At 62.2% G+C, this 23,996-nt stretch carries 22 protein-coding genes; 11 read left to right on the top strand and 11 right to left on the bottom strand.

Translation table 11 applies throughout. From position 1 onward, the window contains the following. Nucleotides 1–9 precede the first annotated feature (9 nt). Nucleotides 10–1,008, top strand: a complete 999-nt coding sequence (pdxA, locus tag F0M18_RS10980; protein ID WP_149611469.1) for a 4-hydroxythreonine-4-phosphate dehydrogenase PdxA — start codon at nucleotides 10–12, stop codon at nucleotides 1,006–1,008. 82 nt (nucleotides 1,009–1,090) lie between these two features. Beyond that, complete coding sequence (locus F0M18_RS10975; RefSeq protein WP_149611468.1) at nucleotides 1,091–2,887, top strand: hypothetical protein; 1,797 nt, start codon at nucleotides 1,091–1,093, stop codon at nucleotides 2,885–2,887. Nucleotides 2,888–2,924: 37 nt separating this feature from the next. Here the strand turns inward: F0M18_RS10975 and F0M18_RS10970 are convergent, their stop codons facing one another. Both F0M18_RS10970 and F0M18_RS10965 read right to left on the bottom strand, forming a co-directional pair. Next, on the bottom strand, nucleotides 2,925–3,644 hold the full coding sequence (locus F0M18_RS10970; protein WP_262500914.1) for an ABC transporter ATP-binding protein: 720 nt from the start codon (nucleotides 3,642–3,644) through the stop codon (nucleotides 2,925–2,927). After that, nucleotides 3,644–4,423, bottom strand: coding sequence for an ABC transporter permease (locus tag F0M18_RS10965; protein WP_188109689.1), 780 nt, complete (start codon nucleotides 4,421–4,423; stop codon nucleotides 3,644–3,646). Before F0M18_RS10965 ends, F0M18_RS10970 begins: the two co-directional genes overlap by 1 nt. 122 nt (nucleotides 4,424–4,545) lie before the next feature. Between F0M18_RS10965 and rsmA the strand changes: the two genes are divergently transcribed. The 4 genes from rsmA to F0M18_RS10945 are packed head-to-tail and all read left to right on the top strand — an operon-like array spanning nucleotide 4,546 to nucleotide 7,862. Next, on the top strand, nucleotides 4,546–5,343 hold the full coding sequence (gene rsmA / locus F0M18_RS10960) for a 16S rRNA (adenine(1518)-N(6)/adenine(1519)-N(6))-dimethyltransferase RsmA (protein ID WP_149611467.1): 798 nt from the start codon (nucleotides 4,546–4,548) through the stop codon (nucleotides 5,341–5,343). Further along, a complete protein-coding gene (gene apaG / locus F0M18_RS10955) occupies nucleotides 5,333–5,746 on the top strand; it encodes a Co2+/Mg2+ efflux protein ApaG (protein ID WP_149611466.1) in 414 nt (137 codons plus the stop codon). Before rsmA ends, apaG begins: the two co-directional genes overlap by 11 nt. 1 nt (nucleotide 5,747) lies before the next feature. Beyond that, nucleotides 5,748–6,578 (top strand): symmetrical bis(5'-nucleosyl)-tetraphosphatase, encoded by an 831-nt coding sequence (locus F0M18_RS10950; RefSeq protein WP_149611465.1) that lies wholly within the window; start codon nucleotides 5,748–5,750, stop codon nucleotides 6,576–6,578. Between the two features lie 45 nt (nucleotides 6,579–6,623). After that, nucleotides 6,624–7,862, top strand: a complete 1,239-nt coding sequence (locus tag F0M18_RS10945; RefSeq protein ID WP_149611464.1) for a multifunctional CCA addition/repair protein — start codon at nucleotides 6,624–6,626, stop codon at nucleotides 7,860–7,862. Here F0M18_RS10945 and folK read toward each other — a convergent pair. From folK to tsaD, 3 genes are read right to left on the bottom strand one after another with little or no spacing between them, the layout of a single operon-like run. Further along, nucleotides 7,859–8,371 carry a 2-amino-4-hydroxy-6-hydroxymethyldihydropteridine diphosphokinase gene (folK, locus tag F0M18_RS10940; RefSeq protein WP_149611463.1) on the bottom strand — a complete coding sequence of 171 codons (513 nt, stop codon included), beginning with the start codon at nucleotides 8,369–8,371 and terminating at the stop codon, nucleotides 7,859–7,861. The two genes, F0M18_RS10945 and folK, sit on opposite strands and share 4 nt — an antisense overlap. Next, the gene (gene folB / locus F0M18_RS10935) at nucleotides 8,371–8,727 is read right to left on the bottom strand and encodes a dihydroneopterin aldolase (RefSeq protein ID WP_149611462.1); all 357 of its coding nucleotides are present in this window, start codon (nucleotides 8,725–8,727) and stop codon (nucleotides 8,371–8,373) included. The genes folK and folB overlap by 1 nt, the downstream gene beginning before the upstream one ends. Next, the gene (gene tsaD, locus F0M18_RS10930) at nucleotides 8,727–9,764 is read right to left on the bottom strand and encodes a tRNA (adenosine(37)-N6)-threonylcarbamoyltransferase complex transferase subunit TsaD (protein WP_149611461.1); all 1,038 of its coding nucleotides are present in this window, start codon (nucleotides 9,762–9,764) and stop codon (nucleotides 8,727–8,729) included. The genes folB and tsaD overlap by 1 nt, the downstream gene beginning before the upstream one ends. A gap of 257 nt (nucleotides 9,765–10,021) precedes the next feature. Here tsaD and rpsU point away from each other — a divergent pair, with 257 nt between their 5' ends. The 4 genes from rpsU to rpoD all read left to right on the top strand — a co-directional run bounded on the left by rpsU (nucleotide 10,022) and on the right by rpoD (nucleotide 15,107). Further along, the gene (gene rpsU / locus F0M18_RS10925) at nucleotides 10,022–10,237 is read left to right on the top strand and encodes a 30S ribosomal protein S21 (protein ID WP_149611460.1); all 216 of its coding nucleotides are present in this window, start codon (nucleotides 10,022–10,024) and stop codon (nucleotides 10,235–10,237) included. Nucleotides 10,238–10,253: 16 nt separating this feature from the next. Beyond that, nucleotides 10,254–10,709 (top strand): GatB/YqeY domain-containing protein, encoded by a 456-nt coding sequence (locus F0M18_RS10920; protein ID WP_149611459.1) that lies wholly within the window; start codon nucleotides 10,254–10,256, stop codon nucleotides 10,707–10,709. Nucleotides 10,710–11,162: 453 nt separating this feature from the next. Beyond that, nucleotides 11,163–13,079, top strand: coding sequence for a DNA primase (dnaG, locus tag F0M18_RS10915; RefSeq protein WP_149611458.1), 1,917 nt, complete (start codon nucleotides 11,163–11,165; stop codon nucleotides 13,077–13,079). Nucleotides 13,080–13,292: 213 nt separating this feature from the next. Then, nucleotides 13,293–15,107: an RNA polymerase sigma factor RpoD gene (gene rpoD / locus F0M18_RS10910; protein WP_149611457.1), complete on the top strand. Its 1,815-nt coding sequence runs from the start codon at nucleotides 13,293–13,295 to the stop codon at nucleotides 15,105–15,107. A 71-nt stretch (nucleotides 15,108–15,178) separates the two neighbouring features. Here rpoD and F0M18_RS10905 read toward each other — a convergent pair whose 3' ends face one another. From F0M18_RS10905 to F0M18_RS10885, 5 genes are read right to left on the bottom strand one after another with little or no spacing between them, the layout of a single operon-like run. Beyond that, nucleotides 15,179–16,222 (bottom strand): efflux RND transporter periplasmic adaptor subunit, encoded by a 1,044-nt coding sequence (locus F0M18_RS10905; protein ID WP_149611456.1) that lies wholly within the window; start codon nucleotides 16,220–16,222, stop codon nucleotides 15,179–15,181. Next, the gene (locus F0M18_RS10900; protein ID WP_149611455.1) at nucleotides 16,219–19,533 is read right to left on the bottom strand and encodes an efflux RND transporter permease subunit; all 3,315 of its coding nucleotides are present in this window, start codon (nucleotides 19,531–19,533) and stop codon (nucleotides 16,219–16,221) included. Before F0M18_RS10900 ends, F0M18_RS10905 begins: the two co-directional genes overlap by 4 nt. A 27-nt stretch (nucleotides 19,534–19,560) precedes the next feature. Beyond that, nucleotides 19,561–19,764 (bottom strand): YgaP family membrane protein, encoded by a 204-nt coding sequence (locus F0M18_RS10895; protein ID WP_149611454.1) that lies wholly within the window; start codon nucleotides 19,762–19,764, stop codon nucleotides 19,561–19,563. 10 nt (nucleotides 19,765–19,774) lie between these two features. Next, a complete protein-coding gene (locus tag F0M18_RS10890; protein WP_149611453.1) occupies nucleotides 19,775–21,046 on the bottom strand; it encodes an NAD(P)/FAD-dependent oxidoreductase in 1,272 nt (423 codons plus the stop codon). A gap of 32 nt (nucleotides 21,047–21,078) precedes the next feature. Further along, nucleotides 21,079–21,399, bottom strand: a complete 321-nt coding sequence (locus F0M18_RS10885; RefSeq protein WP_262500913.1) for an ArsR/SmtB family transcription factor — start codon at nucleotides 21,397–21,399, stop codon at nucleotides 21,079–21,081. Between the two features lie 239 nt (nucleotides 21,400–21,638). Between F0M18_RS10885 and F0M18_RS10880 the strand changes: the two genes are divergently transcribed. Next, nucleotides 21,639–22,166 (top strand): fasciclin domain-containing protein, encoded by a 528-nt coding sequence (locus tag F0M18_RS10880; RefSeq protein WP_149611452.1) that lies wholly within the window; start codon nucleotides 21,639–21,641, stop codon nucleotides 22,164–22,166. 49 nt (nucleotides 22,167–22,215) lie between these two features. Here F0M18_RS10880 and F0M18_RS10875 read toward each other — a convergent pair whose 3' ends face one another. After that, the gene (locus F0M18_RS10875; protein ID WP_149611451.1) at nucleotides 22,216–23,934 is read right to left on the bottom strand and encodes an alkaline phosphatase D family protein; all 1,719 of its coding nucleotides are present in this window, start codon (nucleotides 23,932–23,934) and stop codon (nucleotides 22,216–22,218) included. Nucleotides 23,935–23,996 lie beyond the last annotated feature (62 nt).

Here is a 23,996-nt window from a genome sequence, read left to right as displayed (position 1 = left end):
CACGCTGCCTTGATACCCAGACTGGCCCTCACCCCGGGCGAACCAGCCGGTATAGGGCCGGATATCACCCTCGCTATTGCGGCGCTGGACTGGGATGCGGAAATCGTGGCCATCGGCGACCCGGCACTGCTGCGGCAGAGAGCGCAGCAACTGGGCCTGCGTATCGAACTCACTGATTTCGACCCCTCTGCACCCCCTGCCCGTCATACCGCCGGCTCACTGCCCGTGGCGCCGGTTGCGCTTGCCGCGCCCTGCGTCGCCGGCAAGCTTGAGACCGCCAATGCCGGCTACGTTATCGCGACGCTCGAGCAAGCGATAACAGGCTGCCTGGAGGGCACCTTTGCCGCCCTGGTGACCGCACCGGTACAGAAGTCGGTGATCAATGATGCCGGCATTCCCTTTTCCGGCCATACGGAACTGCTGGCCGAGCGCACCGGCACACCCCGCGTGGTGATGATGCTGGCAAGTGACTCCCTGCGCGTAGCACTGGCAACAACGCACTTGCCGCTGCGCGACGTGCCCGATGCCATTACCCCCGCACTGCTGGAAGAAACCCTTACCATCGTGGACCGGGACCTGCGCCGCCAGTTCGGCCTTGAGCAGCCCCGTATCGCTGTCCTGGGCCTGAATCCGCACGCGGGCGAGGGAGGTCACCTGGGCAGGGAGGAACTCGAGGTCATCATTCCAACCCTGGATACGCTGCGCGAGCGCGGGCTGGATTTGGCCGGCCCGCTCCCCGCGGACACGGCTTTCAACCCAAAGGTGCTGGATGATTGCGACGTCGTCTTCGCCATGTACCACGACCAGGGGCTGCCTACACTCAAGTACGCTGGTTTCGGCAAGGCTGTGAACGTTACCCTGGGCTTGCCCATCGTGCGCACCTCCGTGGACCACGGCACCGCCCTGGACCTCGCGGGCAGCGGTAAAGCCGACGCTTCCAGCCTGCAGGCAGCGCTGCGCATGGCGCAGCAAATGGCAATGTCTGCACGCGCAACCAGCCGCACTTGAGCGCAGCCATTGCAGCGTTCGGTTTACACCCACCACCCACAGCCCTAGAATTGGCGCTTTTCCAGCCTGCCAAGAGCAACTCATGAGCAACCCAGACCCCGCCGCTGCACCCGAACTGTACGCATTCACCGAATGCGAAGTAGTACCCATGCTCAGCGGTGCGGTGTTACTCATCGACAAGTTCAGCGATGCCCAGGTGCTGGTCGCGCCGCCTGTCGCCCAGAGCATGCAGACCTGCCGTACCTTCCGCACCATGGAGCAACACGCCAGGCACCTGACCTCTACGGTGCCCGAACTGGCTGGCCAGACCGCTGACGTGATGAACGTACTGGCAATGCTGCGCGACGCCGGTTTGATGACCCCTGCGACGGCGGTGTGCGAGCGTATCAACGCTTCGGTTGCGCCGGCTGTTGACCTGCCGGCCACGCGCGCATTCATTATCACCTGCGATCGCCCGGCCGCGGTGGAGAGGTTACTGGAATCCATGTTGCGCACCAGCAACCTGAGCCGGCACGAGGCGCTGTTCCTGGTGGACGATTCCCGCGATGCAGCCAATGCCGAGCGCAACCGCGAAGCCGTTGCCCAGTTCAACCTTACATCGCCCCGCGACATGCAGTACTTCGGCGCGCAAGAGGCCGCGCAACTGATGGCGGACCTGATCGCGGCCTGCCCGCAGCGGGAAGAGGGCATCCGCTTCCTCATCGACCGCCAGCGCTGGTCCGGGGAGAAAACCTATGGCCTGGCAAGGAACCTCTGCCTGCTGCTGTCGGTGGGCAAACGCGCGGTCATCCTTGATGATGATGTCCTGTGCAGCGCCCTGGTCTCGCCACATAGCAAACCGGGCATTGAGTTCGGCACCGCCGAGCGTGAGGCCGATTTTTACGCCAATCACCAGGAGATGCTCGCCAGCACCACTGCTGCTGATTTCGACCCTATCGCCGGCCACAGCCAGTGCCTTGGCCTGAACATGGGCCAGGCCCTGCAGAAGCTCAACGCGGGCGACATCAGCCCCGCTGACCTGCAGGATACCAGCGCCAGCTACCTGCGTTTCTGGGATGCCGGGTCTCCGGTCCTGGTCACCCAGTGTGGCACCCTGGGCGACCCCGGATCACCGGATACCGACTGGATCTACTTTGCCCAGGACGATACCGCCAAACGCCTCGCCGCATTCCCCGGCGGCCTGGAGGGCGCCCTGGCATCGCGCAGCTACTGGCTCGGCCACCCCCGACCCTGCTTTTCCAAGATGGCAGTGATGTCACAGGCCACCGGGCTGGACAACGCGCGGCTGTTGCCGCCTTATTTCCCGGTGTTCCGCGGCGAGGACTACCTGTTCGGGGCGATGACCGAGCATATGCACCCACAGGCGGCCGTGCTCAGCTACACCTGGTGCGTACCGCACCTGCCGCTCGAGGAACGACAGGCACCGGCGACGCCGCCAGCGAAAACCGGCAAGGGCCTGTTCAGCGTAGGCAAGTACGTGACCGACCACACGGTTTACGAGCTGGGTATCAGCCCGGAAACGCGCCTGCAGGGCCTGGCCAACCTGGCCACACAGCTGTCGCAGACCGATGACCGCGGCCTGACCACCCTGTTCCGCCGTGACGTGGCAGAGGCCCAGGGCCTGGAAATCTACAAACTGAACACTCTGCTGCAGGACGGCAGTATCCGCCCCCCGAGCTGGGAATCCTGGCTACAGGAAAGTGCGGCCAACGTGAACCGGGCCATGCAGGAAGTCGCCGCCATCAGCGACCTACCCAAGGTGCCGGGGGACCAGAGCGACGCCCAGCTACTGGAGCAGTTCCGCCATCTTGCGGGTGGTTTCGGTTGTGCGTTGGCGGGCTGGGAAGAGATACGCGAGGCCGCCAGGAATATCGCCTGAGGACTGTGCAGCGGGCGGCGTTGCCGTAGCTGCTGTTTCAGTCCCGGGCGGGCTTCATCGAATCGCGATACTGGGCAATGGTATCCGCCGGATCACCCTGGGCACGTATCCGGCCCTGGTCGATCCACAATACCCGGTCGCACAGGTCTTTCACCTGCGGCGCGGAGTGTGAGACGAACACGACTGTCTGCTTGCCGCTGATGCGCTGCTTCATGGCCTCTTCGGCCTTGCTCCTGAACTGCGCGTCGCCAACGCTGAGAATCTCGTCCACCAGCAGAACATCCACATGGGTCAACAGCGCGGTGGTAAACCCCAGCCGCGCCTTCATCCCCGCGGAGTACGTTCTCACTGGCTCCTCGAAAGAGTCACCCAGTTCCGAGAAGGCCTTGATCTCCTCCAGGTAGCCCAGCGCCTCGGACCTGCTCGCGCCCTGCAACATGGCGGAGAGGATGGCGTTGTCGCGGCCATTGAGATCGAGGCGATGACCCAGGCCCAGCGTCAACAGCGAGGCTGCTATGCCCTGGCGGGTGATGACCTCACCGCTGGTGGGCGCGAGGATACCGGCCATGATCCGCAGCATGGTGGTCTTACCCACCCCGTTGCGGCCGATGATGCCCAGGGTTTCGTTTTCATACAGCTTGAATGAAACGCGATCGAGCACGTGGTGCACACCGTGGTCGAAGGTGCCCGGACTGCTGCGGAAATTAATGGACACGTCGCGCAGTTCCAGCATGACGTCGTTGTCGACAACACTCATCAGGTCAGCACCTTCAGCGCCAGGTACTGGCTGTTGCGCCGCATGTACGCTATCGCCGCAACGATCAGTAGCACTGCGCCCAGCGCGATAAGCCCGAGATGCCACAGGTCCGGCGCCTGCTTGTACATCAGCACCTGCCGGTGCGCATCCACCATGAAGGTGAGTGGGTTGGCATTCAACAGCAGCCGGGCCTTGTCCTGGTCAGCGATTTCGCGCACGTCCCAGAATATGCCCGAGGTAAACAACAGGAAGGTCATTGCCAGGGGAATGACTTTCTGGAAATCACGGGAAATGCACACCAGGCACGCGCCGATCAGGCCGCAGGCGACGATGACCAGGTACATGACCGCGGCAACCGGCAGCATCCACAGCCAGGCCGCTCCCGGGTAAACGCCAAACAGGACCAGGATAAGCAACAGCAGCAGGTAGACGGTGGCCTGGCGGTACAGGCTTTCCTGTATCGCCGACATCGGCCACAGGGATTTGGGCATGTTCACTTTACCCACCAGGCCCTGGCTGGCGACGATGCTGCCGGAGGCCTGGGTCACGGTCTTGGAAAACCAGATAAAGGCGAACTTGCCGCAGGCCAGGAACAGGATAAAGTCCCCGGACTTGCGGCCCGAGTCAAGAATCAGGTTGAAGACCAGGAAGAACACGGAAACCCAGAGCAGGGGTTCGAGAAACCACCACAGAAAGCCGAGGCGGAATTTAGAGGAATCCGCCTTCAACAGCATCCGCGCCTGGACATCGATTAGACTGAAATACTGTCGGAGGGTCATGCAGTGTGTCATTTCCGTTGTGCTGGGGCGGGCCCGAACTGAACGCCAAGAGTTTACCAGAAATCTGCTGCGCTTAGCGGCAATCAGTAGTATTCACCTTTGCCACAGGTACAATAGCTGCCATGTCCCGCAAGCCCGCCACTCATCGACCGCGCAAGCGTTTCGGCCAGAACTTTCTCACTGATCACAGTGTGATCGACCGCATTGCCGACGCGATAGCCGCCAGCGAGCAGGATCACGTGGTCGAGATCGGCCCGGGCCAGGGCGCGCTCACGGAAACCCTGGCGCCGCTGAAGTGCCAGCTGGATGTCATAGAACTGGACCGGGACCTGGTGCCCGGCCTGCTCGCCGCATTCAGCATCTACCCGCACTTCACCCTGCACAACGCCGACGCGCTGAAGTTCGACTTCAACACGCTCGGCAGCGCCGGCGCCCCGCTGCGGGTGGTCGGCAACCTGCCCTACAACATCTCCACGCCACTGATTTTCAAGCTGCTGCAGGACGCTCCGATCATTCGGGACATGCATTTCATGCTGCAGCTGGAGGTCGTGCAGAGACTGGCGGCCAGCCCGGGCAGCAAACACTGGGGCCGGCTCGGCATCATGGCGCAATACCTGTGCGCTGTAGAACATCTGTTCGACGTGCCCCCGGAGGCGTTTAACCCGCCGCCAAAGGTACAGTCAGCGATTGTCCGCCTCACGCCGTGGCAGAGCAGCCCCTGGCCCGAGTGCGACCAGGCACAATTGCGGCAAGTAGTGCAGGCGAGCTTTGCCCAGCGCAGGAAAACCTTGCGCAACAACCTGAAAGCGCTTATAGATAGCGCTGACCTGGAGCGACTCGGGATTGACCCGGGTGCCCGCGCAGAAACGCTTGAACTGACCCAGTTTATCGATATCGCGAACGCCATCCATGCAAAATAGCCCGTTCAACCCCTCCTTGATTGGCGTCAGCGTGGTCACCACCTTCCTGCCGACGCATTCCAATCCTGAAGACAATCACTACACCTTCGCCTACACCATCACCATCAGCAACGCCAGTGACCTGCCGGTGCAACTGCTGTCGCGCCACTGGAAAATCACCGATGCCAATGAGTCGGTGCAGGAAGTGCGCGGCGAAGGGGTTGTCGGTGAGCAGCCAGTTATCGCACCCGGCGACTCCTACCGCTATACCAGCGGTGCCACCCTGAACACCCCCCTGGGCTACATGGAGGGCAGCTATTACATGGTGGTGCGCGAACCGATGGATATGGCGCCGGAGGAACTGCCCACCTTCGAAGTGCCTATCTCGCCTTTCACCCTGCACACGCCAACGGCGCTGAATTGATATGGCCACCTATGCTGTAGGTGATGTTCAGGGCTGTCTCGAGCCACTACAGTGCCTGCTGCAGACAGTAAAGTTCGACCCGGCCACGGATATGCTCTGGTCGGTTGGCGATATCGTCAACCGGGGGCCTAACTGCCTCGACACCCTGCGCTTCTTTTACCAGTTGCGCGACAGTGCCGTGGTGGTGCTGGGCAACCATGACCTGCACCTGCTGGCGGTGGCCTGCGGCGCCAGGCGCCCGGCCAAGTCAGACACCCTCGACCAGATCCTGGACGCGCCCGACCGTGCAGAACTCATTGAGTGGCTGATCCACCGCCCGTTGATTCATCACCAGGACGGGTACACGCTGGTCCATGCCGGCATTCCACCGCAATGGAGCGTCAAGAAGGCGATGAAGCGCGCCCGCGAGGTGGAGAAAGTGCTGCGCGGGCCGGATTGCGTCAACTTCCTGCGCAGTATGTATGGCAATGAGCCGGCAGTCTGGTCCAGGGAACTGCAGGGCATGGAGCGACTGCGCGTGATCACCAATTACCTGACCCGGATGCGGTATTGCACCGCGGAAGGCTGGCTGGACCTGGTGGACAAGGGGCCGGAGCCACCCTGCAATGGCAAAAAGGTATCGGCCTGGTTCAGCCACGCGAATCGCAAGGCGGCCAATGATCGCATCCTGTTCGGTCACTGGGCTTCCCTGCAGGGGAAAACGGATACACCCAACGCCATCGGCCTGGATACGGGCTGTGTCTGGGGCGGCGCCCTCTCCCTCTACTGCCTCGAAACCGGCGCCTGGACACGCTGCCGTTGCGAAGACGGAAAACCCCTGGTGCCAGCCTGAGATTCGGCCGCCCCATGAGACCACCACTTTCTGTAGACTGCTGACATGGAGACATATCTCGTTGGCGGCGCCGTCCGCGACCAACTGCTGAACTACCCGGTTACCGAACGCGACTGGGTGGTCGTCGGCGCGACCGTGGACGACATGCTGGCGCGCGGCTTTCAGCAGGTCGGCAAGGACTTCCCGGTATTCCTGCACCCGGAAACCAAGGACGAGTACGCCCTTGCCCGTACCGAGCGTAAGCGCGGCCACGGCTATACCGGTTTCGCCGTACACTGCGGCGAAGACGTGACCCTGGAAGACGACCTGAAACGTCGCGACCTCACGGTAAACGCCATGGCGATGGACACCGAGGGCCGCCTCATCGACCCTTACGGCGGCCAACGCGACCTGGAGCAGCGCAGGTTGCGTCATGTCTCCGACGCATTTGTCGAGGACCCGCTGCGGGTGCTGCGCACGGCCAGGTTCGCGGCACGCTATGCCCACCTGGGCTTCGAGGTTGCCGACGAAACCCTGGCGGTGATGCGCACCATCGGCGAACAGGGCGAACTGGGGCACCTGCCAGCGGAGCGCATCTGGGTCGAACTGGACCGCGCCATGGGCGAGCGTCACCCGGAGGTATTTATCGAGACCCTGCGGCAGTGCGGTGCACTGGCGCGCCTGTTGCCAGAGCTGGACGCCCTGTTCGGCGTACCGCAACCCGCCGCCCATCACCCCGAGATCGACTGCGGGCGCCACACGCTGATGGCGCTGCAACAGGCGGTCATGCTGTCACCCGATCGCGACGTACGCTTCGCGGTGCTGCTGCACGACCTCGGCAAAGCCCTGACCCCGGCTGCGGAGTTACCCCGCCACATCGCCCACGAGCACCGGGGGCTGAAGCCTGTGAAAGCGGTTTGCCAACGGTTGAAAGCGCCACGGCTGTACCAGGAGCTTGCGCTCAAGGTCTGCGAGTTTCACCTGCACAGTCACCGCGCCATGGAGTTGCGCGGCCAGACTTTGCTGAAACTCCTCACTGCCACCGATGCCCTGCGCCGGCCCGATCGCTTCGAGTCGTTCCTGCTGGCATGCACGGCCGACGCCAGGGGGCGCGGGGGACAGGAGCAGGCGCCCTACCCCCAGGCCGACTACCTGCGCCGGGCACAGCAGCTTGCCGCACAGGTCAGTGCCCGCGACTTCGCCGGGCAGGGCCTGGAAGGCAAGGCCCTGGGTGAGGCGATCCGGCAAAAGCGCATCGCGGAACTCGACGCGCTGCGGGACAGCTGTCAGGGCGCCACTGGCTAGGGCAGCGGCAGGTCCCTGCCGCGCCACTGGAAAGCGACAGGATAGATGGGCTGCGAGGACTGGTCGAACTCCTCCCAGTGCTCGCGATAGCGCTTCCCGGAAACGGGGTGACGCTCGTCAGGGACCAGGTCGGACAGGGGGCGCAGCACAAAGGCATGCTGCAGGATTTCGCCCCGCGGCAATTCCACGCCGTGCACGTGTCCGGTCAAATTGTCGTAGGTGAGTATGTCGATATCCAGCTGGCGCGGTGAATTACGCTGCGCATCGGCCGGCCGCCCGTGCTCGGTTTCCACTGCGCGCAGGCGGCGTGCCAGAGTAGCCACGTCCAGGTCAGTGTGCACACCCACCACGAGGTTGAGGAATGGCCGGCCGGTAAAGCCCATGGCCGGGCAGTCGTACACCGGTGACAGGTCCAGCGCCCCGAACAGGGTGTGCAAGGCGTCGAGGCCGGCAACGATGTAGCGCTCGCGCTCGATATTGCTGCCCAGGCCAAGGTAAACCCGCGCCATCAGCCCGGCTGGCCCCGTTCAATTACCACGCCCACACTGGCTGCCTCCGCCACGGCACCGGGCTTGGCCAGGCGCAAGCGCAGCCAGCTGACCCCAAATTCCCGCATCACCAGCTCGGCTGCGCGTTCGGCCAGGGTCTCGATGAGCTGGAATTCACTGTCGCCAATGTAGGCGAGCAGGCGGCCGGAGATGGCATCGTAGTCCACGGCATCCTCTATCGAATCGCTACTGGCTGCCACCCTGCAATCGCAGGCCAGCTCAAGATCCAGCACCAGTTGCTGGCGAATCGAACGCTCCCATTCGTAAACGCCAATCACCGCCTCGGCCTGCAACCCGGTGATATAGACAATATCCATCAGCCCGCGCGCTCCAGTGGTTGCAGTTCATCCATGGGCCAGCGCGGGCGCACCCTGGCCTCGGCGGAATCCACCTGCCCCGCCAACAGCCGCTGTGCGCCAGCGTAGGCGATCATGGCGCCGTTGTCCGTGCAGAAGACGGGGGCCGGGTAAAATACCTCGGCGCGCTCTTTCGCCAGCGCGCGTTTGAGTTCGGCGCGCAGGTTGGCGTTGGCGCTGACCCCGCCAGCCATCACCAGCGTGTGCAGCTTTTCCTGTTGCAGGGCCCTGCGGCACTTGATTACCAGGGTCGCCACCACGGCCTCCTCGAAGGCGCGTGCAATGTCACACCGGTCACGCTCACTCAGCTCGCCCTCGCCACGACACGCTGCAACGGTATTCAGGGTATAGGTCTTGAGGCCGCTGAAGCTGAAATCCAGCCCCGGCCGGTTGACCATCGGTCGCGGAAAGTCGAAGCGGCCGGGTTCGCCTTTCTCGGCCAGGCGCGCTACATGCGGGCCACCGGGATAAGGCAGGCCAAGCATTTTGGCGGTCTTGTCGAAGGCCTCGCCGGCGGCATCGTCGAGTGATTCCCCCAGCAGCCGGTAGCGGCCAATACCGTCCACGCGCACCAGCTGCGTATGCCCGCCGGAGACCAACAACGCAATAAAGGGAAACTCGGGGCGCTCGGGCTCCAGCATCGGCGCCAGCAAATGGCCTTCCATATGATGCACCCCCAGGCTAGGTACACCCCAGCCCCAGGCCAGCGACCTGGCCAGTGTGGCGCCCACCATGAGCGCGCCCACCAGCCCCGGGCCGGCGGTGTAGGCCACCCCGTCGATATCGGTAACGCTGACGCCGGCTTCGTGTATTACCTCGTCAATCAGCGGCAGGGTTTTGCGCACGTGGTCGCGGGACGCCAGTTCCGGCACCACACCCCCATATTCCACGTGAATATCGACCTGGCTGAACAGGGCATGCGCCAGCAGGCCGCGTTCCGTGTCGTATAACGCCACGCCGGTTTCATCACAGGAGGTTTCCAGGCCGAGGATCAGCATTCGGGGGTTCCAATAGCACTCACCGGCGCATCATACTGGCTGCAAAAGGCGCAAACCAGCCTGAATTGGCTGCCCGACGCCGCGCCCCGCCCCGGGATCGCTGCCAAACGGCGACCATCCCCGCAAATTACCGAATTTCGCCCCGCCAGGGCCTTTGCAAAGCCCTCTGGTTAGGTATAGAATGCGCGCCCTTTCAGGTGTTCACTGGCCCCGAAGGCCGGTGCCCGTGACCAACAACAGAGACAGGTACAGAGTTAATGCCCCATATCAAGGTCAAAGATAACGAGCCTTTCGACGTGGCCCTGCGCCGCTTCAAGCGCTCGTGCGAAAAAGCCGGCGTGCTGGCTGAAGTACGCAAGCGTGAGCACTACGAGAAGCCCACCACCGTGCGCAAGCGCGCTGCAGCAGCTGCCGTCAAGCGTCACCTGAAGAAAGTCTCCCGGGAAAACCGCAAGCGCGTACGCCTGTACTAAGCGCCCACCCCTCCCAATGACTGACCAGTCGCTCACCGCAAGCATCAGGGCCGCCATGAAAGCGGCCATGAAGGCGAGGGATAAGGATCGACTGGGCACCATCCGGCTGATACAGGCCGAATTCAAACGTATCGAAGTGGACGAGCGCATCGAAGTCGATGACGCACGCGCCCTGGCTGTGCTCGACAAGATGGTCAAGCAGCGCCGCGACTCCGCACAGCAGTACGCCGACGCTGGCCGCGACGAACTCGCTGAGAAAGAAAACGCCGAGATCGCCGTACTCCAGGAATTCCTGCCGCAGCAGCTGTCTGAAGACGAAATCATCGCCCTGATCGACGAGGCCATCGCCGCCTCGGGTGCCGAGGGCATGGCCGCCATGGGGCCGGTCATGGGCCAGCTCAAGCCAAAACTCGCCGGACGCGCCGATATGGGTGCCGTCAGTGGGCTGGTCAAGCAGCGGCTTTCCGCCTGACGCTATTCTGAGACACTCTCATCTATCACCTCACGTAACAGAGGTGCTGTTTCCTATTGCCTACACGGCTTGGAGGCAGGATCAACTGTTTCCGTGACCGCCGGCGCAGCATATTCTTGGAAAATCGCCCGGGGAAATCCCAAAGTCTTGAAAAGTTTCTTTCGCTCTAAGCGGTCTGGAGACCTGGTCAACTGCTCCCGGGACCGCCAAACAGCGGCATCCATGCCAGGCTCGGGCTCGGCCGTCCGTGGCCTCGCACGCCCCGGGAGCAGTTGACCAGGCCCCCAAACCTCGTATCAATCATCAATTACTGTTCTGTTCCGCCCACCAAGTCGGTGGTTGTTCCTGGTGACTCTTCTGAGGTCTGGAGTCTGATGGCGCCATACCGGCTTGGCCAAACAAGCCCCAGAACCACGGGTGAGACACCAGAAATACAGGTACACTACTCGGCTTATGGCCGGAAGAATCCCACAGACCTTCATCGATGACCTGCTGGACCGCGTCGACATCGTCGACGTCATCGATCGGCGCGTGAAGCTGAAGAAAACCGGCAAGAACTACAGCGCGCGATGCCCCTTTCACGACGAGAAAACACCTTCGTTTTCGGTCAGTCCCGACAAACAGTTCTACTACTGCTTCGGTTGCGGCGCCGGTGGCAACGCGCTGGGTTTTCTCATGGACTACGAGAACCTGGAGTTCCCGCAGGCGGTGGAAAACCTCGCCAGCACCGTCGGGCTGGAGGTCCAGAGAGAGCCCTCTCGCGGCGGCGCGGCGCAGGAGCGGCGCGAGGAGACCAGCAAGCCGCTCTACAAGTTGATGGAGCAGGTAGCCGGTTTCTACAAGCACCAGTTGCGCCATCACCCGCAGCGCGACAAGGCAGTCGCCTACCTGAAGCAGCGCGGACTCACCGGCGAAATCGCGCGACAGTTCGGCCTCGGGTTCGCACCGCCGGGCTGGGACAACCTGCTGCAGGCTATCGGCGAGACTGACGAGAAGAAACAGCTGCTGATGCAGGCAGGTATGCTGGTCGAGAACGACAAGGGCAGGATATACGATCGCTTTCGCGACCGCGTGGTCTTCCCGATCCGCGACCAGCGCGGGCGCGTTATCGCATTTGGCGGCAGGGTCCTAGGCGACGACAAACCCAAATACCTGAATTCCCCGGAGACGGAAATATTCCACAAGGGCCGCGAGCTCTACGGTCTTTACGAGGCCCTGCAGGCCAATCGGAAACTCGATCGCGTGCTGGTAGTGGAAGGCTACATGGATGTTATTGCGCTGGCACAGCACGGTATCAGCTACGCCACCGCCACACTCGGCACGGCCACCAGCAAGACGCACCTGGAGCGGCTATACCGGCGCTGCACCGAGGTGATTTTCTGCTTCGACGGCGACGAGGCCGGGCGCAAGGCGGCCTTTCGCGCCCTGGAAGCGGCCCTGCCGTGTATGGAAGATGGCCGCCAGGCACGCTTTCTGTTCCTCGCCGAGGGCGAAGATCCGGATACGGTTGTCCGGGCCGGCGGCGCCAGCCAGTTCACCGCCCTGCTGCAGGAGGCGCAGCCCCTGGAAACCTTTCTCTTCGATTCCATGGCCGAGGGGCTGGATACGAACAGCCTCGACGGGCGCGCGCGCCTCAGCAAGCTGGCCCTGCCCTACATCCGGCAGCTTCCCGACGGGGTCTACCGGCAGCTGATGTTCCAGGCACTGGCCGAGCGCACCGGGCTGGAACTGGAGAGCCTGATGCGCCTGGAAGCGGCGAGCCCGCCCCCAGCGCCAAATTTCGCGCCCGATGCGGCAACAGAACACAACGTCCCGGGGCCGGGAGAGCCGCCGCCGGCGGAGCCCGGCGACTATGGGCACTTCGACGAGGGCGAACTGGCAGCGCAGCCGCGCAAGCGCACGCCAACACCGCAAACCGCCCCGGGTTACTCCAATCTCGCCCAGAGCGCCATCGCCCTCATCCTGCACCAGCCGGAGATAGCCCGCACCGTAAAAACGGCCAGCCTGGAGGCGCTCAGCGGCGACGACGTCAACCTGTTGCGAGACCTGATCGAACTGGTGCAGCGGCGGCCGGAATCCAATACCGGCATGCTCTTGGGGCACTGGTACGGCACCCCGGAAGGGGAACTGCTTAGCCGGCTGGCCGGGCAGGAACGACTGATTCCCAGCGCGGGCATCGAGCAGCAATTCAGCGATATCATGCACAGTCTTGCCGATCGACTGCCGCGGGAATCAAAACTCGCCCAGCAAGTCGACAAACTCAAACTCACGAACTACGCTCAAGTGAGCGATCTGGAGAAGCAGCAACTGAGAGAAATGCTGCAGGAAAAACAGCGACGCGATGAAGAGCGCAAGCGGCGTGAGCCGTAACGCGCTCCCGGGGCAGGAAAAACCCCCGCTTATCGCCCGGGAGACGTTGTTTTTGAGCAAACTGCCCTCATCTAAGAAAAACGGCTGCAAAGGGCGGAAAATGGCCCGGATTTCGCGAAATATCCCGGCTTTTTAGTAGTTAAGCCATCGATTGCCGGCTATAATTGCCGGCTGATTTTTTTTTGCTTATTTGAATTTTAAGGTGCCAGCTTAATGACCGACGTGGTACAGCAACAGTCCCGCCTGAAAGCACTCATCGCCAAGGGTAAGGAACAAGGCTATCTGACCTACGCGGAGGTGAACGACCATCTCCCAGAAGACATTTCCGACCCGGACCAGGTTGAAGACATCATCCAGATGATCAACGACATGGGCATCCAGGTGTTCGAGCAGGCTCCCGATGCCGACGAGTTGCTGATGACCGAGGGCGACTCCTCGGCGGATGACATTGCCGCTGCGGAAGCTGCGGCGGCACTGGCCGCGGTGGAAACCGAAGCCGGCCGGACCACTGACCCGGTGCGCATGTACATGCGCGAAATGGGCACCGTGGAACTGCTGACCCGGGAAGGCGAAATCGTTATCGCCAAGCGCATCGAGGAAGGCATCCGCGAGCTGATGGCGGCACTGGCGCTATACCCGGGCGCGGTCAAGCAGGTGCTGGATGAATATGACCTGGTAGCCAAGGAAGAGCGCAAGCTCGCCGATATCATGGTCGGCTACCTCGATCCGGCAGAGCACGTGCCTTCAGCCGCGGAAATGGCCGAAGCCGCTGCCAACAAAAACACCGATGACGACGATGACGACGAAGAAGCCGATACCGGGCCCGATCCGGTTGAAGCCAAGAAGCGATTCACCGCTCTCAAGCGTCAGTACAACAAAACCGAGAAAGCGATCACCGCCAAGGGCCGCCAGGACGCGACCAGCCAGAAGGAAATGGAGAAGCTGGGCGAACTGTTCAAGTTCTTCAAGCTGACGCCGCGGGTTTTCGATCCGATCAGCGATACGCCGCGCAATATCCTCGCCGCCGTGCGTGACCAGGAGCGTGAGATCATGCGCATCGCCATCAAGGTGTGCGGCATGCCCCGCAAGGATTTCATTACCTCGTTCCTGGGCTCTGAAACCGACCTGAAGTGGGTTTCACGCCATGCGCGCAAGAAAGATTACGGCTCCAGCCTGAACGCCGAGAAAGAAACCATTCAGCGCCTGCAGCGCAGGATTCGCCAGGTCGAGGAAGACACCGGCCTCACTGTCAGTGAGATCAAGGAAATCAACCGCCGCATGTCCATGGGCGAGGCTCGCGCCCGCCGCGCCAAGAAAGAAATGGTAGAGGCCAACCTGCGCCTGGTGATTTCTATCGCCAAGAAGTACACCAACCGCGGGCTGCAGTTCCTGGACCTGATCCAGGAGGGCAACATCGGCCTGATGAAAGCGGTCGACAAGTTCGAGTACCGCCGCGGCTACAAGTTCTCCACCTACGCTACCTGGTGGATTCGCCAGGCCATTACCCGCTCCATCGCCGACCAGGCACGCACCATCCGTATACCGGTGCACATGATCGAGACCATCAACAAGCTGAACCGCATCTCGCGGCAGATGCTGCAGGAGATGGGCCGCGAGCCGACGCCGGAAGAACTCGGTGAGCGCATGGACATGCCGGAAGACAAGGTGCGCAAGGTGCTCAAGATCGCCAAGGAGCCGATCTCCATGGAGACGCCGATTGGCGACGACGAAGATTCGCACCTGGGAGACTTCATCGAGGACAACACCATTTCCTCGCCGGTTGACTCCGCTACCGGGCAGGGCCTGCAGGAGGCCACCAAGGAGGTCCTGGCGGGGCTGACAGCGAGGGAGGCGAAGGTGTTGCGCATGCGCTTTGGCATCGACATGAACACCGACCATACGCTAGAAGAGGTGGGCAAGCAGTTTGACGTGACCCGTGAGCGTATCCGCCAGATCGAGGCCAAGGCACTGCGCAAGCTGCGCCACCCGACCCGTTCGGATTACCTGCGCAGCTTCCTCGACGAGTAAACCACGAGGCGGGGTGCACGCTGGTGTACCCCGCCTGCACTCCCCCGCGCTTCAGGCGTATCGATACCGGTTCACGGAACCGGCAGTACCAGGTCACCCTCCGACAGCCCGGAAACCACTTCTACCATGCCGTCCTCGGCAGATCGACCAAGACGCACAAAGCGACGCACCGGCGCGCCCCCCTCGGCTACCCAGACCACATCCAGCTGGCCCACCTCTACCACCCGGTCAGCGGGAACCAGCAGACGCTCGCGCTCACCGGCGGGCACCAGCAGGCGGGCATACATTCCCGGTAACAGGTCTTTTTCGCCGGGCAGGACCGCCTTGATGAGGAAGCTGCGCGAGCCCGGGTCAGCGGCCGGCACAATCTCCTCTATGCGAGCTGTCAGGCGCTTCTCAAGCGCAGGAACCTCCACTGTCAGCGTCTGCCCCATCTGCAATGAGAGGGCCAACTGCTCGCGCACGCGCGCCTCCACCCACAGTGAAAAAGGGTTGTAGAGCGACAGTAACTTGCTGCCCGGCGAAGCCGTGTCGCCCGGTTCGGCAAACCGGTCCACCACGCGCCCCGCAATCGGCGAGCGGATTTCACTGAAAGCGACCGATGCCTCGGCCTCTTCCAGGGCGCGGCGGGCAGAGGAGAGCTCCGCTGCCAGCGCCGTCGCATCGGCTCGGGCCGCGTCGCGGTCGGCCACGGCAATAAGGCCGCGCTGGTGCAGCTCCTGCGCGCGTTTCAGGTTCTGCTGTGCTTCACGTAAGCGCGCCTCCACTACCCGCACTTGTTCGCGGGCCTGCTCGGCACGGGCATTGAGGTCAGACTGCTCCAGTTCCAGCAGCAGTTGCCCCTCTTCCACGTAGTCCCCCGCGCGCACCTTGATCGAAGTGATCCGCGCCAGCAGCCGGGAAGAGATCATCGTCGCCTCCTTGGCCTCTATCGAGGCGGGCACCGATTCCGTGGACGGTGCGCTGCGCCTGACAACGGCGACGGCCTGTTCCGTTGACGTGGCTTGTGGCTCGGCCAGCCCTGGTTCTATCTTGTCGCTGAAATAGCCGGCCATCCCGGCCACCATAAGCAACAGCAGGACGATGGCTGCCAGCGGGAGCAATATCTTTTTCATGATTGCGTTTCCTCTACCGGGGAAGGCGCGGCCTCCGGCGCGTTACCCGGTTTATCAAAGACCAGCATATAGACCACCGGCACCACGACCAGCGAGAACGCCGTCGAGGCGACAATGCCGAAAATAATGGCCAGGGCCAGCCCGGAAAACACCGGATCCAGGGTGATGATGAGATTACCCAGCATGGTCGTGCCCGCGGTGAGCAATACGGGCCGCATGCGCACTGATCCCGCCTGCAGCAGCGCATCGCGAATGGACGCACCCCGATCCCGTGCCTGGCTGATAAACTCGACCAGAATCAACGAGTTGCGCACCACAATACCGGCGAGTGCGATCATCCCGATCATGGCCGTGGCAGTGAACAACACCGGCTCCGGGGCACCGGCAATCCAGCGTTCACCAAACTGGTTCATCACCCAGAACCCGGGCATGATGCCGATGACGGTGAGCGGGATAGACAGCATGATGATCAACGACAGCGGGGTCGAACTGGTCTGCACCCGCAGCACAAAAAAGATCGCCAGCAGGGCGAAGGCGTAGCCGAGGCCCATATCCCGGAACACATCCTTGGTAATGCGCCACTCGCCCTCACCGGTCCATTGCACATCAGTGCCCTGCGGCAGTTGCCAGCCGTCACCGGCACCGCTAGTGAGGAAGGTGCGCGACTGCCAGTCGTTGGCCGCGCCCGGATCCGCGCCCATGTCAGCGTGCACGTCGGCGATAATTTCCGCCGGCGTACGCCCGTTGAGCTCGGCCATCACATAAACCACCGGGCGCAGATCCTTGCGATGAATCATCGTATCCGCCACACCCGTTTCAAATTCACCGAGTTCACCAAGGGCGGCCAGCGGCTGCGGCGCGATCTCCAGGCCCTGGGGGGTGCTGCTCTTGGCTACGCCCTGTCGACCCCTCACCAGCAGGCGCTCGAAGTCGTTGTCGGCTATGCGTTGCTGCGGGTCCAGGCGCAACTCAATCGGCAGTGGGCTGGCCTCACGTGGGGACTGCACGTAACCGGCCACATAGCCGTCATTTGCCATGGCCAGCGTCTGGGCAATGTCATCCGTGGAAATGCCGGAAAGCGCGGCCTTTTGGCGGTCGGTCACGAAGCGCAGGCGAGGCTGTTCTGCTTCCAGCGTGGAGTCGATCTCGACCACATGCGCCTCCCGCGAGAGACGCGCCATCAGCTCCCTGGCCGCCTGCTTCTGGGTCGCGTAGGGTGTCAGGGTATCGGCGTAGATTTCCGCTACCAGCGTGCTCAGGACCGGCGGGCCCGGCGGCACCTCTACCACTTTCACCGAGATGCCATCGGCGCTGTAGGGCGCCAGCAGTTCACGCAGGCGCAACACCAGGCCGTGTGACTGATGCGCCCGCTCCGTCTTGTCGGCCAGCGTAATTCGCAACTCGCCCAGGTGCGGGCCGATGCGCTGGTAATAGCGACGCACCATGCCATTAAAATCGATGGGTGAGGGCTGCCCGATAAATGCGGCGATGGCCCGCACCTCTGGCACGCGGGCCACGTCTGCGGCAATTTCCCGCGCCAACGCCGCGGTTTGCTCGAGGCTCGCGCTCTCGGGCATATCAATCAGTACCTGGACCTCGTTCTTGTTATCGAAGGGCAGCAGTTTCAATGGCACCAGGCGAAACAGCGGCAGGCTGGCAGTCACCATGAACAGGCCGAGGACCACCCAGAGCGTCAATTTCGCCCTGCTGCGATTGTCCAGCAGCGGGGCCATCAAGCGCACGTAGAGGCCGTCGTCGTTCGCGGTCTCCGCAGCAGGGGGGGCTTCCTTGAGCAGGCGGCTGGCCAGCCACGGGGTCACCATGAATGCCACCGCCGTACTGGTGACCACACTGGCTGGCACGTTGAACGCCATCGGCGCCATGTAGGGCCCCATCATCCCGGTGATGCCCGCGAGCGGCAGGAAGGCGAAGATGATGGTAATGGTAGACATGATCAGCGGCACCCGGATCTCGCTCATGGCCGCCACCACGCGATCTGCCGGAGAGAGATCCTTACGCCCCATGAAGCGACTGATATTGTCGACACCGGTAATCGGGTCATCGACCAACAAGCCCAGGGAAAGGATCAGCGCGAACAGGGTAACGCGGTTGATGGTATACCCCAGGGCCATATCCATCGCCAGGGTGATGCCGTAGCAAATCGGCACCGCCAGGCCGACCACCAGCGCTGGCCGCCAGCCCAGGAACACACCGATAAACACCACCACGGTGATAATGGCGAAGCCAAGGCTACTGGTGAGGTTGTTCACCTTTTCATTGGCGGTTTGCCCGTAATCGCGCAATACCTCGATGTGCACCTCGGCGGGCAACAGTTGCTGCTTGAGTTCGGCCATGACCCCGTGCACATCGCGGGCCACACCCACGGCATTGGTTCCCGGCTGCTTGGCAACAGAAACAGCCACCATGGGCCGCGTGCCGATGTCGCCCACAGGATGATCAGGGGCGAAGCCGATCCAGGTGTAGGCGTCCGCTTCATCGGGACCGTCCTCGATGCGGGCAACGTCACGCAGGTAGATGGGGACGCCGTCAATAACATTGACCACGAGGTTGTCCAGCTCGGCGGTATCGCGCAGCACATCACCTGCTTCCAGTTCAATGGACTGGTTCGCGAACGTCCAGTCGCCGGCGCTTTGCAACACGTTGGAAACCGCCAGGGCCTGCACGATATCCTGCGCCGTGGTGCTGCGCGCACCCAGGCTTTCCGGGTCGACCAGTATGCGTACGGTACGCGGGCGCCCCCCTACCACCTCGACTTCACTGGTACTGGGAATGGCCTGCAGGAAGGTGGATACCTCTTCAGCCATGCGGCGCAGCTCGAAGTCACTGTAGAGCCCGGGGTCTTCACTCCAGAGGCCCAGCATGATGATAGGCACGTCATCCACTTCCACCGGACGCATCATCCACCGCGACACCACAGGGGGCAGACGGTCCTGGTTTGAGTACAGCTTGTTGTAGGTGTTGAGGATGGAGTCCTCGCGGTCCTCGCCTACGTAAAAGCTCAAGGTCACCGCGGCCTGCCCGGTGCCACTGGATGAGTACACATGCTCGACACCGGGTATCTGCGCCAGCAGTTTTTCCAGCGGGATGGTCACCTGCCGTTCGACCTGCCCGGCACTCAGTCCCGGAGCCGCCACCATCACATCCACCATGGGCACCACGATCTGCGGCTCTTCCTCGCGCGGTGTGTACAGCAATGCCAGCAGGCCGGCAAAGACCCCCACCACGAATATCAGTTTCGGCAGGCCGCCGCCCAGGGTGTAGCGGATCAATCGATCAACAGGGTGCACCATAGTCAGTATTGTTCCTGAACGCGCCCGTTACTGGAAAGCGCAGCCGGGTTCTTTGCCGAACTTTTTCAGGATGATGGCCAGCGGGCAGAAACCCGTGAATGCCGCCTGCAAAAGATTGGCGCCCACGAAGGCAGTGAACCACAGCCAGTAGGCGGAATGTAACTGGCTCAGCACAAGGCTGAGCAGAACGAATACGCCGGCAATGGCCAGCACCAGTCTGTCAACGTTCACATTGATGTCCTCATGACTTGAGTTTTTCGATGCCCATAAACTTGAGCGTCAATTTCTCGTAAATTGGGTCGGTGCTGCCTGTGCGTACCTTGCGCAGGTGATACTTCTCAAACGCCACTTTTGCCAGGTGCACCCATTTGCCCTTGCGGGCCCAGGTCACATTGCGCGGCGGTATCTGCGGAATGGCCACGAAGGCAGCACCGCTGTCGCCCATATCAGCCAGGCAGATAGCCGCCCACGTGGCCTCATGGCTGGGTTCCTTACCGGCAACGGCCTGAGCGATATTCTTTACCGTCGCCGCGACCATGGATTCGATCATGTAGCCGGTTTTGGGCACCCCGGTCGGAACCGGTGTCGGCTTGTTGGGGGCGATCGCCACGCACACACCAACAGCGTAGATATTCTGGTAAGTCGGGTTGCGATTGTAGTCATCAATGAGGATAAATCCGCGCGGATTATCCAGCCCCTCGATATCACGCACCGCATCGACACCGGTAAACGCCGGCAATACCATGGAATAGCTGTGCGGCAACTCATGGCGCTGTATTTCCTCGCCCTTGTCATCGCACTCAGAGACGATCATCACGTCTTCCTTCACTTCCAGGATCCTGGCGTTGCATATCCAGTCAATGTGGCGCTGGCGCAGTTCGTTCTCCAGCAGTCCCTTGGAGTCGCCCACGCCGTCGAGACCCATATGGCCGATGTAGGGCTCCGAGGTGACGTAGGTCATCGGCACCTTGTCACGTATCTTCAGTTTGCGCAGCGCCGCATCGGCAATGAAAGCGTATTCGTAGGCGGGCCCGAAACAGGAAGCGCCCTGCGCAGCCCCGACCACCATGGGGCCGGGATTCTGTGTGAACGCCTGCCAGTCATCCTGCGCGGTCATTGCGTGGTCGATATGACACACAGACTTGGTGTAGCCCTCAGGCCCAAGCCCGGGGATTTCCTCAAAGGCGAGTCGCGGCCCGGTGGCAATTGCCAGGTAGTCGTAATCCAGGCTGCTGCCGTCATTGAGCTCAAGGCGACTTTCCTCTGCGTGAACGCGCTTGACGCCCACGGCAGTGAAGCCGATGTTCTTGCGCTTGAAATAGGGTTCCAGTTCAACCACCACTTCCTTGCGCTTGCGCCAGTTCACCGCAACCCAGGGGTTGGAAGGCACAAACTGGAATTCCGGCGCATCAGACACCACCATGACCTCGTGGCCTGCACCCAGTTCGGATTTCAGTTCGTAAGCCAGCGAAACACCGCCGATGCCGGCTCCCATTACCACTACCTTTGCCATGTTGCCTCCCTCGCCCTGCGGGGCTGGTTTAATTATCGATCCGGGCAGTAAATGCCATGCAGCGTTTCCAGCACTGCCCGCACCTCTGCATTGTTCAAGGAGTAAAAGATCCGCTGCGCATCGCGACGCGTGCTGACGATGCCCGCTTCACGCAGGCGCGCGAGGTGCTGGGAAATGGCCGACTGGCTGAGGCCGGTCAACTCTTCCAGCTCACCCACGGTATGCGCCCGCCCCACCAGTGCACAGAGCACCAGCAGGCGGCTCGCGTTAGCCAGCGATTTCAGTAACGCCGTTGCTTCCTGCGCATTTGCCTGCAGCACGGCGAGATTCATTTCCGGTTGAGCTTCGTTCATGACCTTAATATTAGGTATTTATAATATTAGAGTCAACTAATACTTAGGTCGAATAGTCGGCACCGCGCCCAGACATACCGTACTAAAACACTCGGGTTTGATCCGAGTTCAAAACCAGGGCGTATACCGATTTAAGTAACGACTGCCGGCCGGAAACAAGCGCGGGAGGGGCGTGGCCAGAGGTACGTTACTACTTTTGAATTTGGACTTTTGAATCAGGAACACTTTTGGAGCTGACTATGAAAAACAAGGTAACCACACTGATCGCCTCTGCCGCCCTCGCCCTCGGCATGTCCGCTGGTGCACAGGCACAAACTTTCTCTGAGTGCGCGTCCACCAGCCTGGTGAATTTTGACGGCACTATCGTCGACGCCGCTGTCGCCACACCCGCACTGAGCACCCTGGTGGATGCAGTCACTGCAGCCGGTCTCGGTGACGCACTGGCCACCACCGAAAACATTACCGTATTTGCGCCGACCAACGACGCCTTTGCAGCATTGCCGGCACCGTTGCTGGATGCTGCCCTGGCAGACACTGACCTGCTGACAGGCATCCTGACCTACCACGTGACTACCGGTCACCAGGATCCGCGCAAGTTCCCCGGTGCTGTATCCGTGGCACGTGACACCCTGCAGGGCCAGTCCATTTACTTCACTCGCGCCGACGGCCAGCCCCGTGTCAACAACGCCGGTGTCGTCTGTGAAGGCGTGCGCGCTTCCAACGGTATCGTGTTTGTGATCGACAGCGTGTTGCTGCCGAACCTGTAAGCACAAGGTACCGGCGCCCGCCCGCGGGCGCCAAACCGTGACGCGGGGTTCAGGACAACAGCATGTCCGCCCCGCTCACAACCCTTTCCGCCGCAATATCCTGCAACAGCGTATAGTCCCGGCTTTTGATATCCGACACGTAGTGCCAGCGCGCACGTACTTCATCCGTGTTGAAAACAATCTCCATGAAACCGCGATCCGCAAGATTGGCGTAGTGCAGGTCGTCTACCAGCTGCGTGGCCAGGGGCGCGAACAACACCGCGTTGTCTACCCCCAACTGCCCCTCGGCACCTGGTGAGGTCACACTCGCCCCAGCGAACTCGACACCCACTGGGGTGCCATCAGCCAGGGTCAACTGGGAAGCCCAGCTGTTGTGGCTGTCGCCGGCCAACACAACCAGGCGGGACTGCAGCTGGTGCGCATGCGCGAGGATGTCCTCGCGCTCGAAATCGTAACCGTCCCAGGCATCGAGATTCAGCGGAATGGCCGAGTCCAGCAGCGCCTGCTGCTCGGGACTTCGGTTCTCCGGTGGCGTGGCCTTGGCAGCCAGCGCTGCCAGCAGCGCTGACGTGGCCTCGCCCAGCCCGCCATCACCAATGCCACTGAGCGGCCGCACCAGGGGTTCGGGCATCACCAGTCGCGTCATCAAAACCTGCTGCCCCAGCACCTGCCAGCGCGCCGTACTATCGGTCAGCGACTGCCTGAGCCAGTTGAGTTGCGCCTCACCGAGCAGCGAACGGCCCGGATCTGCCACGGCAGCGCGCAGCGTATCGACATCGATCAGCTCACCATTCACAAAATCGGCAAATTCCAGTTGCAGGTCGCGCCCGATCACGCGCGTATCCAGCATGATCAGGTCAAGCAGGTCGCCGTAGTCGAATCGACGATAGGTGATTTCACGCTCGCTGGCGGGTGGGCGCACCGGTAACCATTCGTACCAGGCCTGGATAGCCTCCGTGCGGCGCTGGAAGAAGTCACCTTCAGTTTCTGGCTGGTGGTTCTCTGCACCCCCTTTCCAGGTGTTATTTGCCACTTCATGGTCGTCCCAGACCACAATAAACGGGTGCGCGGCGTGGCAGGCCTGTAAATCGGCATCGCTGCGGTACTGGGCATAACGACGTCGATAATCCGCCAACGTGAGTAGTTCGTTGGCCGGCTCCGACACCCGACCGAGGGCCTGCGCATCGTCACTGGCGTAGCCGTCCGCCGGGTACTCGTAGATATAGTCGCCCAGATGCAGCACGGCGGCATAGTCGCGATTGGCAATTTCGCGATAGGCGTGGAAATAGCCGGCGGGGTAATTCGAACAGGAAACCACGGCAAAACTGGCGGCCACCACCGCACCGGTGGGCGCGGTGCGGGCGCGACCGACAGGTGAGACCTTGTCACCACTGCTGAACCGGTAGTAGTAGTGCGTATCCGCCGACAGACCCTGCACGTCCACTTTTACGGTGTAGTCGACCTCGGCCGTGGTGGTGCCCGAGCCACTGACCACCACCTCGGTGAAGGACTCATCCAGGGCGACCTCCCATCCCACCCCCACGACACCGGGCCGTTCCGGTGTCAGCCGGGTCCACAGAATGACGCTGTCGCCCAGCGGGTCCCCGGACGCCACGCCGTGGCGAAAGTCTGCGGGCACGGTCGGCGTTCGCTGGCGGTCTGAACTATCGGCACAACCGATCAGATTGGCACTGAACAGCGGTAACAGCGCAGCACCGGTGAGGCCCTGTACAAGTCGCCTGCGCGTAACGTCGGGTTGGTCTTTCATGTTGGGGAGCTCCGGTTAGTCAGCAAAGGACCCGCTGGGGTGCGGCACTGTTCTGAGTCTGG

It is taken from the genome of Pseudohalioglobus sediminis (assembly GCF_008370495.1).
Lineage (GTDB): Bacteria > Pseudomonadota > Gammaproteobacteria > Pseudomonadales > Halieaceae > Halioglobus.
This window is presented reverse-complemented; position numbering and strand designations above follow the sequence as displayed.

What these genes read in the sequence shown, in the direction of transcription:
- F0M18_RS10975 (WP_149611468.1), top strand. Translation starts at nt 1,091, where the DNA reads ATGAGCAACCCAGACCCCGCCGCTGCACCCGAACTGTACGCATTCACC.
- F0M18_RS10970 (WP_262500914.1), bottom strand. Translation starts at nt 3,644, where the DNA reads ATGAGTGTTGTCGACAACGACGTCATGCTGGAACTGCGCGACGTGTCC.
- F0M18_RS10965 (WP_188109689.1), bottom strand. Translation starts at nt 4,423, where the DNA reads ATGACCCTCCGACAGTATTTCAGTCTAATCGATGTCCAGGCGCGGATG.
- rsmA (WP_149611467.1), top strand. Translation starts at nt 4,546, where the DNA reads ATGTCCCGCAAGCCCGCCACTCATCGACCGCGCAAGCGTTTCGGCCAG.
- apaG (WP_149611466.1), top strand. Translation starts at nt 5,333, where the DNA reads ATGCAAAATAGCCCGTTCAACCCCTCCTTGATTGGCGTCAGCGTGGTC.
- F0M18_RS10950 (WP_149611465.1), top strand. Translation starts at nt 5,748, where the DNA reads ATGGCCACCTATGCTGTAGGTGATGTTCAGGGCTGTCTCGAGCCACTA.
- F0M18_RS10945 (WP_149611464.1), top strand. Translation starts at nt 6,624, where the DNA reads ATGGAGACATATCTCGTTGGCGGCGCCGTCCGCGACCAACTGCTGAAC.
- folK (WP_149611463.1), bottom strand. Translation starts at nt 8,371, where the DNA reads ATGGCGCGGGTTTACCTTGGCCTGGGCAGCAATATCGAGCGCGAGCGC.
- folB (WP_149611462.1), bottom strand. Translation starts at nt 8,727, where the DNA reads ATGGATATTGTCTATATCACCGGGTTGCAGGCCGAGGCGGTGATTGGC.
- tsaD (WP_149611461.1), bottom strand. Translation starts at nt 9,764, where the DNA reads ATGCTGATCCTCGGCCTGGAAACCTCCTGTGATGAAACCGGCGTGGCG.
- rpsU (WP_149611460.1), top strand. Translation starts at nt 10,022, where the DNA reads ATGCCCCATATCAAGGTCAAAGATAACGAGCCTTTCGACGTGGCCCTG.
- F0M18_RS10920 (WP_149611459.1), top strand. Translation starts at nt 10,254, where the DNA reads ATGACTGACCAGTCGCTCACCGCAAGCATCAGGGCCGCCATGAAAGCG.
- dnaG (WP_149611458.1), top strand. Translation starts at nt 11,163, where the DNA reads ATGGCCGGAAGAATCCCACAGACCTTCATCGATGACCTGCTGGACCGC.
- rpoD (WP_149611457.1), top strand. Translation starts at nt 13,293, where the DNA reads ATGACCGACGTGGTACAGCAACAGTCCCGCCTGAAAGCACTCATCGCC.
- F0M18_RS10905 (WP_149611456.1), bottom strand. Translation starts at nt 16,222, where the DNA reads ATGAAAAAGATATTGCTCCCGCTGGCAGCCATCGTCCTGCTGTTGCTT.
- F0M18_RS10900 (WP_149611455.1), bottom strand. Translation starts at nt 19,533, where the DNA reads ATGGTGCACCCTGTTGATCGATTGATCCGCTACACCCTGGGCGGCGGC.
- F0M18_RS10890 (WP_149611453.1), bottom strand. Translation starts at nt 21,046, where the DNA reads ATGGCAAAGGTAGTGGTAATGGGAGCCGGCATCGGCGGTGTTTCGCTG.
- F0M18_RS10885 (WP_262500913.1), bottom strand. Translation starts at nt 21,399, where the DNA reads ATGAACGAAGCTCAACCGGAAATGAATCTCGCCGTGCTGCAGGCAAAT.
- F0M18_RS10880 (WP_149611452.1), top strand. Translation starts at nt 21,639, where the DNA reads ATGAAAAACAAGGTAACCACACTGATCGCCTCTGCCGCCCTCGCCCTC.
- F0M18_RS10875 (WP_149611451.1), bottom strand. Translation starts at nt 23,934, where the DNA reads ATGAAAGACCAACCCGACGTTACGCGCAGGCGACTTGTACAGGGCCTC.